Annotated in this window: 13 protein-coding genes; 11 read left to right on the forward strand and 2 right to left on the reverse strand. The window is 65.5% G+C overall.

From position 1 onward, the window contains the following. The first annotated feature begins 4 nt into the window (after positions 1-4). The 4 genes from ACE3Q6_RS14400 to ACE3Q6_RS14415 are packed head-to-tail and all read left to right on the forward strand — an operon-like array spanning position 5 to position 4,290. Positions 5-757, forward strand: a complete 753-nt coding sequence (locus ACE3Q6_RS14400) for an ABC transporter permease (protein ID WP_374433665.1) — start codon at positions 5-7, stop codon at positions 755-757. Between the two features lie 43 nt (positions 758-800). Beyond that, on the forward strand, positions 801-2,333 hold the full coding sequence (locus tag ACE3Q6_RS14405; protein WP_374433667.1) for an acyl--CoA ligase: 1,533 nt from the start codon (positions 801-803) through the stop codon (positions 2,331-2,333). 15 nt (positions 2,334-2,348) lie between these two features. After that, positions 2,349-3,326 carry a 2-dehydropantoate 2-reductase gene (locus ACE3Q6_RS14410; protein WP_374433669.1) on the forward strand — a complete coding sequence of 326 codons (978 nt, stop codon included), beginning with the start codon at positions 2,349-2,351 and terminating at the stop codon, positions 3,324-3,326. A 13-nt stretch (positions 3,327-3,339) separates the two neighbouring features. Then, complete coding sequence (locus ACE3Q6_RS14415) at positions 3,340-4,290, forward strand: NAD(P)/FAD-dependent oxidoreductase (RefSeq protein ID WP_374433748.1); 951 nt, start codon at positions 3,340-3,342, stop codon at positions 4,288-4,290. 58 nt (positions 4,291-4,348) lie between these two features. Here ACE3Q6_RS14415 and ACE3Q6_RS14420 read toward each other — a convergent pair whose 3' ends face one another. After that, positions 4,349-5,458: a Gfo/Idh/MocA family protein gene (locus ACE3Q6_RS14420; protein ID WP_374433671.1), complete on the reverse strand. Its 1,110-nt coding sequence runs from the start codon at positions 5,456-5,458 to the stop codon at positions 4,349-4,351. Between the two features lie 8 nt (positions 5,459-5,466). Beyond that, positions 5,467-6,168: a GntR family transcriptional regulator gene (locus tag ACE3Q6_RS14425; protein WP_374433674.1), complete on the reverse strand. Its 702-nt coding sequence runs from the start codon at positions 6,166-6,168 to the stop codon at positions 5,467-5,469. Positions 6,169-6,255: 87 nt separating this feature from the next. On the opposite strand from ACE3Q6_RS14425, the gene ACE3Q6_RS14430 reads away from it, so the two are divergent. From ACE3Q6_RS14430 to ugpB, 7 genes are all read left to right on the forward strand, one after another. Further along, positions 6,256-7,413: an LLM class flavin-dependent oxidoreductase gene (locus ACE3Q6_RS14430; RefSeq protein WP_374433677.1), complete on the forward strand. Its 1,158-nt coding sequence runs from the start codon at positions 6,256-6,258 to the stop codon at positions 7,411-7,413. A 5-nt stretch (positions 7,414-7,418) separates the two neighbouring features. Next, positions 7,419-8,309: an aldo/keto reductase family oxidoreductase gene (locus ACE3Q6_RS14435; RefSeq protein WP_374433750.1), complete on the forward strand. Its 891-nt coding sequence runs from the start codon at positions 7,419-7,421 to the stop codon at positions 8,307-8,309. Continuing rightward, positions 8,309-8,818, forward strand: a complete 510-nt coding sequence (locus tag ACE3Q6_RS14440) for a flavin reductase family protein (RefSeq protein ID WP_374433679.1) — start codon at positions 8,309-8,311, stop codon at positions 8,816-8,818. The genes ACE3Q6_RS14435 and ACE3Q6_RS14440 overlap by 1 nt, the downstream gene beginning before the upstream one ends. A 31-nt stretch (positions 8,819-8,849) precedes the next feature. Then, on the forward strand, positions 8,850-9,446 hold the full coding sequence (locus ACE3Q6_RS14445) for a TRAP transporter small permease (protein ID WP_374433681.1): 597 nt from the start codon (positions 8,850-8,852) through the stop codon (positions 9,444-9,446). Further along, a complete protein-coding gene (locus tag ACE3Q6_RS14450; RefSeq protein WP_374433683.1) occupies positions 9,447-10,736 on the forward strand; it encodes a TRAP transporter large permease in 1,290 nt (429 codons plus the stop codon). A 36-nt stretch (positions 10,737-10,772) separates the two neighbouring features. Beyond that, the gene (gene dctP / locus ACE3Q6_RS14455) at positions 10,773-11,834 is read left to right on the forward strand and encodes a TRAP transporter substrate-binding protein DctP (RefSeq protein ID WP_374433686.1); all 1,062 of its coding nucleotides are present in this window, start codon (positions 10,773-10,775) and stop codon (positions 11,832-11,834) included. Between the two features lie 192 nt (positions 11,835-12,026). Beyond that, complete coding sequence (ugpB, locus tag ACE3Q6_RS14460; protein WP_374433688.1) at positions 12,027-13,322, forward strand: sn-glycerol-3-phosphate ABC transporter substrate-binding protein UgpB; 1,296 nt, start codon at positions 12,027-12,029, stop codon at positions 13,320-13,322. Positions 13,323-13,390 lie beyond the last annotated feature (68 nt).

The following is a 13,390-nucleotide window of genomic DNA, read 5'->3' on the forward strand; positions in this document are numbered from 1 at the left end:
TCGCATGACGTTCTATGGCTACAAACTCCCGGCCCTGTCGTCGCTGATCCTCTGGGCACTGCTGTGGGAGGTGGTGGGCCGGCTGGGCTTGACCTTTTTCATTCCGCCGTTTTCGGAGGTGGTGGCGACGCTGGTCGGGCTGGTTCCGACCAAGGCCTTCCTGAACGCGCTTTGGGTCACGGCCTATGCCTTCCTGGCGGGAGTATTCTTTGCCATCGTCATCGGGATCCCGATTGGCATCCTGATGGGCAAGAACCGGATCATCGACGAGCTTCTGTTGCCCTGGGTCAACATCTTCCTGTCCGCGCCGCTGACCGCGCTGGTGCCGGTACTGATGGTGCTCTTCGGCTTCGGGACCAAGACAGTGATCATCACGACCACGCTTTTCGCGATCTGGATCATCATCCTGAACGCCCGCGCCGGGGTGCGGCAGATCAACCGGTCGCTGGTCGAAATGGCACGCAGCTTCGGCGCATCGCCGATGGATGCCTTCGTCAAGGTCTACTTCTGGGCCGCGTTGCCAGAGATCCTGGGCGGCGTCCGCATCGGGGTGATCCGCGCGGTGAAGGGGGTGATCATCGGCCAGCTCCTGATCTCGATCGTCGGGTTTGGGGCGCTGTTCGAACTGTATTCCAGCCAGTTCCTGATGGCGGAATTCTGGGCCGTGCTGATCGTCCTGTTCGGTCTGGCCTTCGCCCTGTCGGAATTCCTCGCCTATCTGGAGCGGAAGGTTTCCTACTACGCCGCCTCGCGCTAGGTCTCTGGCTGAACTACCCGGACACGAAGAGAGAGAAGAGAAGATGACAGCCACAGTTTCTGCGTTGCTGGCCGACAAGGATGCGGGATCAAAGGCCATCGGTGCTCCGGGGCGGGCGTGGCTGAGCTACGGCGGTCTTCGGGCGCTGGCGACGCAGGTCGAGGCAGACCTGCGGGCATTCGGGATCGGGGCGGAGGACCGGGTGGCCATCGTCCTTCCGAACGGCCCGGAAATGGCGACGGCCTTCGTGACCATCGCGCAGGCGGCGGTGACCGCGCCGCTGAACCCCGCCTATCAGGAGAAGGAGTTCAGCTTCTACCTGGAGGATCTTCGGGCCAAGGCCATCGTGGTTCCGGAGGGCTACGAAGGTCCCGCCCTCGCGGCCGCCGCGCCGCTTGGCATGACGATCCTGCGCCTGCACAGCGAGGCGAACGACCCCGCGGGGCAGTTCCGTCTCAGCGGCCCGCGGGCCGAAGCCCCGGCTCCGTCCGGAAAACCCGGCCCCGATTCGACGGCGCTGATCCTGCACACCTCGGGCACCACCTCGCGGCCGAAGATCGTCCCCTTGATGCAGTCGAACTTGGTGGCATCGGCCCGGAATATCGGCGCGTCCCTGGCACTTACCCCTGCGGACCGCTGCCTGAACGTGATGCCGCTCTTCCACATCCACGGCCTGATCGCGGCCGTCACCGCCTCATTGGCGGCGGGCGGCTCGGTCTGGTGCGCGCCGGGTTTCGATGCGCTGAAGTTCTTCGGCTGGATGAAAGAGGCCGAACCCACCTGGTACACCGCCGTGCCGACCATGCACCAGGCGATCCTGTCCCGCGCCGCGCGTAACCGCGACGTGATCGAGGCGCACCCGCTGCGCTTCTTGCGCTCGTCCTCGGCCTCGCTTCCGGCACAGGTGATGCTGGAACTGGCCGAAACCTTCGGCGCTCCGGTGATCGAGGCCTATGGTATGACCGAGGCGACGCACCAGATGGCCTGCAACCCCCTGCCGCCCCGCGCGCAGAAGCCGGGCTCGGTCGGCGTCGCAGCGGGTCCGCTGGTCCGCATCGCGCATGAAGTCGAGAACCGGCTGATCGACGGTACGGGCGAGGTGGTGATCTCGGGTCCGAACGTGACGCCGGGCTACGAGGGCAATCCCGAGGCCAACGCCAAGAACTTCTTCGAGGCCGAGGGCCGCCGCTGGTTCCGCACCGGCGACCAGGGAGCGTTGGACGACGAGGGGTATCTGCGCCTGACCGGGCGTCTGAAGGAGATCATCAACCGCGGCGGCGAGAAGATCAGCCCGCTTGAGGTCGACGGCATCCTGTTGGACCACCCGGCGATCCAGCAGGTCGTGGCCTTCGCCATGCCGCATCCCAAGCTGGGCGAGGAGGTCGCGGCGGCGGTCGTGTTGCGCGAGGGGCAGGAAGCGACCGAACGCGAGATCCGCGATTTCTGCGCCACGCGGATGGCGGATTTCAAGGTGCCGCGCCGGGTGATCATCCTGGAGGAAATCCCCAAGGGCGCGACGGGCAAGCTGCAGCGGATCGGCCTGGCCGAGAAACTGGGGCTTGGCCAGCAGGCCTGAGGCGGGGAACGGGACATGAAGATCTGCATTTTCGGCGCCGGCGCGATCGGCGGATACATGGCTGCAAAGCTGGTGCAGGCCGGAACCGACGTCAGCATCGTGGCGCGCGGGCCGCACCTGGCGGCGATGCAGGCCAAGGGCCTGACGCTTCTGGAAGAGGGGGCCGCGCCGGTCACCGTCCCGGTCCGCGCCAGCGCCGATCCGTCGGATCTGGGGCCGCAGGACTATGTGATCGTCACGCTGAAGGCCCATTCGGTGCCGCCGGTGGTCGGTGCGATGCAACCCCTCCTTGGGCCCTCGACCACCGTCGTCAGCGGCGTGAACGGGGTGCCGTGGTGGTATTTCCACAAGATCGGCGGCCCCCTGGAAGGGACCCGGCTGCACAGCGTCGACCCCGGCAACGTGCAGTGGGACGGCTTCGGCCCCGACCGCGTCCTGGGCTGCGTCGTCTACCCGGCGGCCGAGGTGAGCGAACCCGGGACGATCCGCCACATCGAGGGCAACCGCTTCTCCTTGGGTGAGCCCGACGGATCGAAGTCCGACCGCGCCACCGCCCTGTCGCAGGCCTTGCAGGCCGCGGGACTGAAAGCCCCGGTCCGGCCCCGCCTGCGCGACGAGATCTGGGTCAAGCTGTGGGGCAATCTGTCGTTCAACCCGATCTCGGCCCTCACCCATGCCACGCTGGACGTGCTCTGCACCGATCCCGGCACGCGTGACGTGGCGCGGCGCATGATGCTGGAAGCGCAGGAGATCGCGGAAAAGCTGGGCGTGACTTTCCCCATCGACGTCGAACGCCGGATCGACGGAGGGGCCGCCGTGGGGGCGCACCGGACCTCGATGCTGCAGGACCTTGATGCGGGCCGACCGATGGAAATCGACGCCCTTGTTGGCTCGGTCCAGGAGCTTGGCCGCATCACCGCGACGCCGACCCCGACGATCGACACGGTGCTTGCCCTGGTTGCCCTGCGCGGTCGGGTCGCGGGCCTGTACTGACGACATGATGAAGATGCGAGTGGCCATCGTCGGTGCCGGGATCACTGGCCTTGCCTGCGCCCGAGACCTGGTTGCGGCAGGGCTTGAAGTCGTCGTCTTCGACAAGGGGCGTGGGGTTGGCGGACGATTGGCCACGCGTCGCGCCGAAGGGGGCTTTCAGTTCGACCACGGCGCGTCCCAGGTGTCGGCGACGGGAGCCCCGTTCGCGGCGCTTCTGAAGGAAGCCGAGGCTGCGGGCGCATTGGCGCGCTGGGAGCCAGGTGCCGGGACCTCAAACGCGTCCCCTTCCTTCGTCGGGCTTCCGGGGATGTCCGGCTTCGCCCGTTACCTTGCCCAAGGCATCGACGTCCGCGTCGGGTCAACGATCGGCACGGTCGACAGGGTCGATGCCGGCTGGCGCGTAACCGTGGGGGATCATTCTGAAACCTTCGACCGCGTCGTCCTTACCCTGCCCGCCCCCCAGATCATCCGCCTTCTGGGAACAACACATCCTCTCTGCAAGGAAGTGTCTGGCGTCCAGATGTCACCCTGCCTGACCCTGATGGCGGCTTTTGCCGGGCAGGGTCACGTGCAGGACCAGAAATTCGCGCAGCCGCCCGGTGACTTGGACCTCATCACGCTGGGGAATTCGAAGCCTGGCCGTCAGGGAGACCTGCAATTGTGGGTCGCACATGCAAATGCCGACTTCAGCAACCGCCATCTTGACCAAGAGTTGCCGGACATTGCGCAAATGATGCTGCCCCTGCTTTGCGATCACCTCGGGCGCAAGCCAGCCGAGGCGCTTCACGCCGTGGCGCACCGTTGGCGCTATGCGCGTGCAAGCCGGCCGCTAGGGCTTCCATTCCTGTCGGATCGGTCCGGGCAGATGTATCTTGGTGGTGATTGGTGCCTGGGCAACACGGCCGAAGCAGGGTGGACCAGTGGTCGCGCAGTTGCGGCCGATCTTCTGGCTTTAGGGCGTTAAGTCTCTGCCCTGGGAAACTTCGCATCCCGGACCATCGCGCCAGGATCGCGCTGCAAGGCTAGGGACTTGGAGCGTAGGTAACGTCACGCAGATCGACGGCCTGACCTGTCAGCGCACTTTGTTGGGCAGCCATCCCGATCGCGGCGGCCCACCAGCCGTCGTTCAACGAAACCTCCGGATGATGAATGCCCAAGGCTGCCTGCTGGAAACCCTGGTGCTGGTAGAACGTCGATCCATTGTGATCCCCCGCGGCAAGAAGCATGGGGTCTACCGGAATCTCCAGTTCGACGGGTCCTGCCGGATTGCGCGGGCTGAGGATGACCTTGGGTGTCGGGGCCGGACCCAGATGCGGTGGCCAGAAGCGGCCCGGACCTGGCACGAGGCATTCGATCTTTCCAAGGGGACCCACGGCCGAGATTTCCTCTTGATACCGGCTGCCTTCGGCAAACATGCACAGTTCCAGCATCGCCCGCAGGCCGGACTCGAAATCAACGATGACATAGGCGTGGTCCCAGATGTCCGAAGGCTGGCCATCATAGACCTCGTCCAGGTGGTTCACCGCCTGCCCGCCGCTGGCCATGACCCGGACGGGATTGCAGCCCGCGACAAGGCGCATAAGGTCGAAGAAGTGGCAGCATTTCTCGACCAGAGTGCCGCCGGTGTTGCGGTTGAAGCGGTTCCAGTCGCCGACCTTCTGCAGGAAGGGGAAGCGGTGTTCGCGGATGGTCAGCATCTTGGCACCGCCGGTCGCCGTATGTGCCTCGCGCAGCAGGTGCGCCACGGGGGGCATGTAGCGGTATTCCATCGCGACCCAGATCGGCGCGGGGTAGCTCGCGCGCAGTGCAGCCAGCCGGGGCGCGTCGGCGGGGTCCGTGAACAGCGGTTTCTCGCAGAGGACCGGCAAGGGACGAATGCGGGCGATCTCCTCAAGCTGCGACAGGTGCAGATGGTTCGGGCTGGCGATCAAAAGGCAGTTCACCTCGGCCACCGCCAGCACTTCGGCCACAGAGCCGACCATCCGGGCGCCGGGCGCCAGGCTTGCAGCTGCAGCGCGCATGGCCGGATCAGGCTCGAAGATCGCGGCGACCGTGGCGTCTTCCAGCAAAGCGATGTTGCGCAGGTGTTCCTGCCCCATCATCCCGCAGCCGATGATCCCGTAGCGCAGCATGGTTCGTCCTATTTCAGGCGCGCGACGTAGCGCACGGTTTCAGGGTCATACCAGGTGAAGGAGGCCTCGACCGACCGGCCGTCCTGCGCCCAGCTGATGCGGGTGATCAAGGGCAACGGGGTGCCTGGCGCATGGGGAAATTCCGACGGCGACCAGTCGGGCAAGGGGCCTTGGCCAATGCTGTCCTCGGCCCGCGAAATCCAGATGCCGAGACGTTGACGGTAGAAGAGGTAAAGCGACTCCGACAGGTCGCCGGGCGCGATCCGGTCGGCCTCGGCGCCATCCAGCCAGATTTCCTCGACCGCCGCGACCTGGCCGGACAGAAAACGCAGACGGCGGATACGGTGGCCTTCGGAATGGCTGCCAAAGCGGGGCAAGGCGGGGCTTTTGGTGCAGCGGTCCACCGACAGGACGCGGGCCGTGGGCAGGCCGCCACCCTCGACCCGTTCCAGCCGGAACAGCGCATAGACAGACGGCGCATCTGGCTTTGAGCGGATGTAGTTGCCCGAGCCCTGCACCCGGTGGAGCAGACCCTTCTCGGTCAATGACTTCAACGCCTGGCGCAAGGTTCCGACGGCAATGCCCAGGTTTGCGGCCATGTCCCGCTCCGGCGGAAGACGCTCGCCGTCGATCAGACGACCGGCTGCAATGTCGCGGATCAGAAGCTCGGCGATCTGCTGATAGAGCGGCAGCGAACCGGGGTGGGCCATTACGTCGCATCCAGAATTGATACATGATTGATCTACATCAATGCCGATGCTACGCAAGTGGAAAGCAGCAGCCGGAGCCAGAGAATCATGTCGGTTGTCCCGATCACCTCGCCCGATCTCGATGCTTGCGAGGTCAGCTGGTTCGCGGCGCTCTGCTCGGACGACTACCAGTTCCTGGGCGTGCCGGACGGTGACCTGCGGTCAAGCTGGGCGCATTGTTCCGACATCGTTTTGCGGGCCGAGGGGCATGGCTTCCGCAACATCCTGTGCCCGTCGTCCTACCAGGTGGGGCAGGACACGCTGTCCTTCGTCGCGGGCTGTGCGACGATCACCGACCGGATCAATTTCCTGGCCGCCATCCGCTGCGGCGAGATGCAGCCGGTGATGCTGGCGCGGACCGTGGCGACGCTGGACCACATGCTGCGGGGGCGGCTGACGCTGAACGTCATCTCCTCGGACTTCCCGGGCGAGGTCGCGGACAGCACCTACCGCTACAAGCGAAGCCACGAGGTGGTGGAAATCCTGCGCCAGGCCTGGACGCAGGACCACATCGAGTATGACGGCGAGGTCTACAAGATCAGTAAGCTGACCGCCGATCCGGCAAAGCCCTTCCAGCAGAACGGCGGGCCGCTCCTCTACTTTGGCGGCTACTCCCCTGATGCGCTGGAACTGTGCGGGGCGCAGTGCGACGTCTACCTGATGTGGCCCGAACCCAAAGAGGTGCTCGCCCAGCGGATGCAGGACGTCCACGCCCGGGCCGAGGCGCATGGCCGGACGCTGGACTACGGCCTCCGGGTCCACATGATCGTCCGCGACACCGAGGCCGAGGCGCGGGACTACGCCGACTACATCGTCTCGAAACTGGACGACGAATACGGCCGCATCATCCGCAACCGGGCGCATGACTCGATCAGTCTGGGCGTGGCGCACCAGGCCCGGGCGCGCGAGCTGGCGGACCAGTTCGGCTATGTCGAGCCGCATCTCTGGACGGGGATCGGCCGGGCCCGGTCGGGCTGCGGGGCGGCGCTGGTCGGGTCGGTCGATCAGGTCATGTCCAAGCTGGAGGAATACCAGGCGATGGGGATCCGGGCCTTCATCTTCTCGGGCTATCCGCACCTCGACGAATGCGATCATTTCGGGACGAAGGTCATGCCGCAGCTGAAGACCTGCTCGCTGCCCCACGCCTATGGCCGGGTTCCCGATTACACCCCCGCGACCCCCCTTGGCACCGGATTGCGCCGCTGATGACCATGCCCCGCGTTTCCCTTGGTCCGATCACCATATCGCGGCTGGTCTACGGCATGTGGCGGCTCGGGGATGACCCCGACACTTCGCCGGGCCACGTGCAGGAAAAGGTCGAGACATGTCTGGCGCAGGGCATCACCACGATGGACCAGGCCGACATCTACGGCGGTTACACGGCCGAGGGACTGCTTGGTGCGGTTTTGCGCGCGGCGCCCGGATTGCGCGACCAGATCGAGATCGTGACGAAATGCGACATCATCGCGCCGGTGGGACGCCATTCGGCCGCGCGGGTCAAATACTACGACAGCTCGGCCGCACATATCACCGCTTCGGTCGAGGCCTCTTTGCGCGAGATGGCGACGGACCGGATCGACCTCCTGCTCATCCACCGCCCCGACCCGCTGATGGACCAGCATGAGACCGGGTCGGCCCTCGATGCTCTGGTAGCCAGCGGCAAGGTGCGGGCCGTGGGGGTGTCGAACTTCCGCCCCTGGGATTTCACGCTGCTGCAATCGGCGATGTCGAAGCCTCTGGTCACCAACCAGATCGAACTCTCGTTGAACTGCCGCGACCCCTTCACCAACGGCGACCTTGCTTTCCTGCAAGAGCGCGGCATCCCACCCATGGCCTGGAGCCCGCTGGCCGGGGGCCATCTGCGCGCAGAAGCCAGCAGCGCCCTCAGCGCACGGATGGACGCGTTGGGACGCGCCGCCGGGGTCGACTGGACCGCCGTCGCGGTGGCCTGGCTTCTGCACCACCCGGCCCAGGTGATCCCGGTCCTCGGCACTAACACCCTTTCCCGGATCGTGCGGATCTCCGACGCCCTGCAGGTACCGATGGATCGCCAGACCTGGTTCGAGCTGTACACGCTCGCCCAGGGACATGAGGTGCCGTGATGGCCGATGGCGGCATCCAGACCACTGAGGTCTTGCCCGACGCAGCCAATGCGCGGGTGTTCCGCGATGCGCTGGGACGGTTCGCCACCGGGGTGACCGTGGTCACCATCGCGGGTCCCGACGGGCCGATGGGGTTCACCGCCAACAGTTTCGCCAGCCTTTCACTGGATCCGGCACTGGTCCTTTGGTCGCTGGCGCGCAGCTCGCGCCGCTTTGCCCATTTCGCCGAGGCGCGGCACTACGCGATCCATATCCTTGGGCAGGACCACTCTGACCTCCCGGCGCGGTTCTCGCGAAGTGGCCGGGGGTTCGAGGACCTTGACTGGCAGCCCAACGATGAAGGCGTGCCGATCTTGCCGGGCGCCTTGGCCCGCTTCGACTGCTCCCAGCACGCGACGCATGACGGGGGCGATCATCTGATCATCGTGGGACAGGTCCTGCGGCTGGCCCTGGAGGAGGGCGACCCGCTGGTCTTCGCGAAAGGCAGGTACGGACGTTTTGACGGCTGACCCCGGGAAGCGGGGGACGAAGGGAGGAGACGTGACCGCACTACTGGCCATCTGCAACGGCCTGGGCCTGATCACCGGCGCGCTTCTGGCGCTTGGCCGCTGGATCGGGGCGGTCTGTCTTGGCCTGATGGTCGTGGTCATCCTGCTGCAGGTGTTCTTTCGCTACGCCCTGAACAACGCGCTTCCTTGGCCCGAGGAGGCCTCGCGCTTCCTGATGCTGTGGTCCACCGGCCTGATGGCACCCACCGCCTTTCGCCGTGGCGGCTTTGTCGCCATCGACATGGTGATCCGCCTTCTGCCCCGTGCCGTCGCCACGGCGCTGTCGGTGGTGCTGATGGGGGTGACGATCCTGGTCCTCTGGGTCGCCCTTGGCATCGGCTGGTCCGAAGTCACGGGCCTGGGTGGCCGGTTCGAGACGGACTCGCTCTGGGTGCCGGTCAGCCTGGATCTGTCAGTGTGGATGAAGGTGCCGAAGTCCTGGATGATGGCCTCGCTGCTCGTCGGCGTGGCGCTTTTGCTGCTGGTCGCCGTGGAACTGGCGCTACGCAACATCTACGCGCTGATCCGTGGCCCCGATGGACTGAAGGTCATCCCCGAAACCGTCGTGCTGGGATCGGGGGCCGAGTAGGTGCTGAGCTTCTTCCTGCCCCTCTTCATCGTCTTCCTGATGCTGGGCCTGCCGGTGGTCTTCGGCCTTCTGGCGGCCCCTGCCCTGCTTCTGTGGCTGAACGGGCAGGAGCGCGACATCGTCCTCCTCTATCGGAACGTCTACGAGGGGATGAATTCCTTCCCGCTGATGGCGATCCCCTTCTTCATGCTGGCGGGCGAACTGATGAACCGGGGCGGCATCTCTGCCCGGATCGTCGGCTTCGCGCAGGCAATGGTCGGGCATTTCCGGGGCGGCCTTGCGCAGGTGAACGTCGTGGACTCGATGCTTTTCGCGGGCATCTCTGGGTCGGCGGTGGCGGATGTCTCGGCGCTGGGATCGATCATCATCCCGCAGATGGAGAAGAAGGGGTATCCCAAGCCCTTTGCCGCCGCGATCACCGCCGCAAGCGCGATCATCGGGCCGATCATCCCGCCCTCGGGAATCATGATCATCTACGCCTATGTCATGGGCGAAAGCGTCGCCGCGCTGTTCCTGGCCGGGATCGTGCCGGGCATCCTGATCGGCGTCGCGCTGATGATCACGATCAAGCTGATGGCCAACCGCTACAAGCTGCCCGAGGCCCAACCGCGCGCCAGTTGGGCCGAGGCGGGCCGGGCGGCCGGAGCCGCCTTCTGGCCACTGATGACACCGGTCCTGCTGATGGGAGGCATCGTCTCGGGCGTCTTCACGCCGACCGAGGCGGCAGCGGTCGCGGCGGGCTACAGCTTCTTCATTTCGCTCTTCATCCTGCGCACCCTGACCTGGAGCGATCTTCCCGGCGTCCTGACCCGGGCCGGCATCACCAGTTCGGTCGTCATGCTGCTGGTGGGCGCGGCGATGGCCTTCAAGACGGTGGCGGCGCTGGCCCACACCCCCGAGCTTCTGGCTTCGGCGCTGCTGGGCATCACCGAGAATCCGCTGCTGCTTCTGCTGCTGGTGAACCTCCTCCTCTTCATCGTGGGCATGTTCCTGGACGCCGGTCCCGCGATCATCATCCTTGGCCCCATCCTGGCGCCCATCTTCACCTCGTTGGGCGTCGATCCGGTGCATTTCGCCATCGTGATGACGGTGAACCTGACCATCGGACTTCTGACACCACCCATGGGCCTGGTGCTCTTCGCCACCTCTGCCGTCTCGGGCCTGCGGGTTGAGACCATTGCCCGAGCGGTCCTTCCCTTTCTCGCCGTCGAGATGCTGGTGATCCTGCTCGTCACCTACATTCCTGCCCTTTCCCTCACCCTGCCGCGCCTGGCCGGGTTCGTGAATTGACCAGTCGCATCAACAACAAACCAACAGGAGGAAACCATGTTCAGAACAACACTCAAATCCCTTGCGCTGGCCGCGCTGCTGGCGGGCACCGCCGGGGCCGCTTTCGCGCAAGAGATCATGCTGCGCGCCACCGCGAACTCGAACGAACAGGACGAGGACTATGACGGCCTGGTCGTCTTCAAGAACTACGTCGAGAACGCCTCGAACGGCGCGATCGGGGTCGAGATCTTCATGGGAACCCAGCTCTGCGCCAAGGGCGACGAATGCCTGGCGGGTGTCGCGGACGGGACCATCGACATCTACATCTCGACCTCTGGCGGGGCGGCGGGGCTGTTCCCCTATATCCAGGTCCTCGACCTGCCCTACCTGATGAGCGACGACCGCGTGGCCGAGGAAGTGCTGACTGGCACCGACTTCACCGCGAAGCTGCGGGCGATGGCGCTGGCAGATTCGGGCGACAAGATCCGGCTGATGACCATTGGCAACACCGGCGGCTGGCGCAACTATGCCAACACCAAGAAGCGCATCGCGGCACCGGCCGACCTGGCCGGGTTGAAAATGCGCGTCGTGCCGGCGGACCTGCCGCAGACGCTGGCCACCACGCTCGGCGCCTCGCCCACGCCGATCCCGTGGCCGGAGCTGTTCACCTCGCTGCAGACCGGCGTTGTCGAAGGGACGGCCAACGGCATCACCGACGTCATGTCGATGAAATTCACCGACGCGGGGATCAAGTACATGACGCTTGACGGGCACAGCTACATGGGTGCCTTCTGGTGGATGTCGAACGACCGCTTCAAGGCGCTGACGCCGGAGCAACAGCAGATCGTCGTCGACGGCTTTGCGGCCCTGCAGCAGGCGACCTTCGCCTCGCCCAAACGCAAGGAAATCCAGGCCTACGCCGATTTCCGCGCCGCTGGCGGTGAGATCTACGTCCCCACGGCCGAGGAGAAAGCCGCGTTCAAGTCTGCCGTCGAGCCGGTCTTCGAATGGTTCAAGGCGAACGTGAAGGGCGGCCCGGAAGTGCTGGAGGCCTTCAATGCCGCGATTGCCACGGCCGAAGCGGCTGTTGCGGCGGATCGTGCAGGCGAAATGCAGTAAGCCGTCCGGCGGCAGGTCAAGGCCCGACCTGCCGCCGCTCAAGACCCGCGCTGTGGCCCTGGCCCGCAAAACGCGCTGTTTGAGCCAACCCCGCAAAATTCCGCATCGGCGATGGGAACCAAACCGTCGCAGAACCGTCATCGCTGTGGGCCATAGTGCCCCGACAAGAAATCTATAAGGAGGATCGAAACCATGTCAGCGAAAACCCTGTGGGCGCTCGCCCTCGTCGGGCTACCCGGTGCCGTCCAGGCGCAGACCGAGATCTCGTGGTGGCACGCCATGACCGGCGCCAATGCCGAGGTGGTCGAAAAGATCGCCAGCGACTTCAACGCGTCCCAGGGCGACTATGTGGTGAAACCGGTTTTCAAGGGCACCTACCCCGAAACGCTGAACGCCGGCATCGCCGCCTTCCGCGCCGGACAGGCCCCGGACATCATCCAGGTCTTCGACGTCGGCACCGGCGTTATGATGGGGGCGCAGGGCGCGATCAAGCCGGTGGCAGAGCTTCTGACCGAGAACGGCGCGACCTTCGACAAGAGCCAGTATCTGCCGGGCATCGTCGCCTACTACTCGAACCCGGAAGGCGAGATGCTGTCCTTCCCCTACAACTCTTCCTCGCCGATCCTCTACTACAACAAGGACATCTTCCAGAAAGCAGGTCTCGACGTCGACAACCCGCCGAAGACCTGGGACGAAGTCTGGGCCGCCGCGCGCAAGATCAAGGAAAGCGGTGCAGCGACCTGCGGCTATACCTCGACCTGGCTGACCTGGATCCATACCGAGAACTTTGCGGCCTGGAACAACACGGCCTGGGGCACGAACGAGAACGGGCTTTCGGGAACGCCCGAGCTGAAGATCGACAGCGAGCCCTTCGTGCGGCACTTCCAGGCCCTGGCCGATCTCGCCAAGGAAGGCGTCTTCGTCTACGGCGGTCGCACGTCCGAAGCGAAGCAGAACTTCACTTCAGGCGAATGCGGCATCCTGACCGAAAGCTCGGGCGGGCTTGGCGACATCGTCAAGGCCGGCATCAACTATGGGATCGGGCAGCTGCCCTATGACTCCGCGGTCGAGGGCGCACCGCAGAACACCATCCCGGGCGGGGCCTCGCTTTGGGTGATGGGTGGCAAGTCGGACGAGGTTTACAAGGGGGTCGCCGCCTTCTTCAACTACCTCTCCCAGACCGATGTGCAGCAGTATCTCCACGAACAGTCGGGCTATCTGCCGGTGACGATGGCGGCCTACGAGGCGTCGAAATCCTCGGGCTTCTACGAGAAGAACCCCGCGCGGGAGGTTCCGATCACCCAGATGATGGGCAAGGCGCCGACCGAGAACTCCAAGGGCGTCCGCGCGCCGAACCTGCCGCAGATCCGCGACATCCTGAACGAAGAGTTCGAGAAGATGCTCGCGGGCCAGCAGGACGCCGCCACGACGATGAAGGCGGCGGTCGAGCGGGGCAATGCCGCGATCCAGGAAGCTGCGGGCGGCTGACGCCACCTTGACCCAAGTGGCGCGCTGCGGGCCATCCAGCCCGCAGCGCTTTCCCCTATCCTGACCCT

It is taken from the genome of Tabrizicola sp., assembly GCF_041913445.1.
In the GTDB taxonomy this organism is placed as follows: Bacteria; Pseudomonadota; Alphaproteobacteria; order Rhodobacterales; family Rhodobacteraceae; genus Tabrizicola.

What these genes read in the sequence shown, in the direction of transcription:
- ACE3Q6_RS14400 (WP_374433665.1), top strand. Translation starts at nt 5, where the DNA reads ATGACGTTCTATGGCTACAAACTCCCGGCCCTGTCGTCGCTGATCCTC.
- dctP (WP_374433686.1), top strand. Translation starts at nt 10,773, where the DNA reads ATGTTCAGAACAACACTCAAATCCCTTGCGCTGGCCGCGCTGCTGGCG.
- ACE3Q6_RS14420 (WP_374433671.1), bottom strand. Translation starts at nt 5,458, where the DNA reads ATGCTGCGCTACGGGATCATCGGCTGCGGGATGATGGGGCAGGAACAC.
- ugpB (WP_374433688.1), top strand. Translation starts at nt 12,027, where the DNA reads ATGTCAGCGAAAACCCTGTGGGCGCTCGCCCTCGTCGGGCTACCCGGT.
- ACE3Q6_RS14405 (WP_374433667.1), top strand. Translation starts at nt 801, where the DNA reads ATGACAGCCACAGTTTCTGCGTTGCTGGCCGACAAGGATGCGGGATCA.
- ACE3Q6_RS14415 (WP_374433748.1), top strand. Translation starts at nt 3,340, where the DNA reads ATGCGAGTGGCCATCGTCGGTGCCGGGATCACTGGCCTTGCCTGCGCC.
- ACE3Q6_RS14430 (WP_374433677.1), top strand. Translation starts at nt 6,256, where the DNA reads ATGTCGGTTGTCCCGATCACCTCGCCCGATCTCGATGCTTGCGAGGTC.
- ACE3Q6_RS14410 (WP_374433669.1), top strand. Translation starts at nt 2,349, where the DNA reads ATGAAGATCTGCATTTTCGGCGCCGGCGCGATCGGCGGATACATGGCT.
- ACE3Q6_RS14440 (WP_374433679.1), top strand. Translation starts at nt 8,309, where the DNA reads ATGGCCGATGGCGGCATCCAGACCACTGAGGTCTTGCCCGACGCAGCC.
- ACE3Q6_RS14435 (WP_374433750.1), top strand. Translation starts at nt 7,419, where the DNA reads ATGCCCCGCGTTTCCCTTGGTCCGATCACCATATCGCGGCTGGTCTAC.
- ACE3Q6_RS14425 (WP_374433674.1), bottom strand. Translation starts at nt 6,168, where the DNA reads ATGGCCCACCCCGGTTCGCTGCCGCTCTATCAGCAGATCGCCGAGCTT.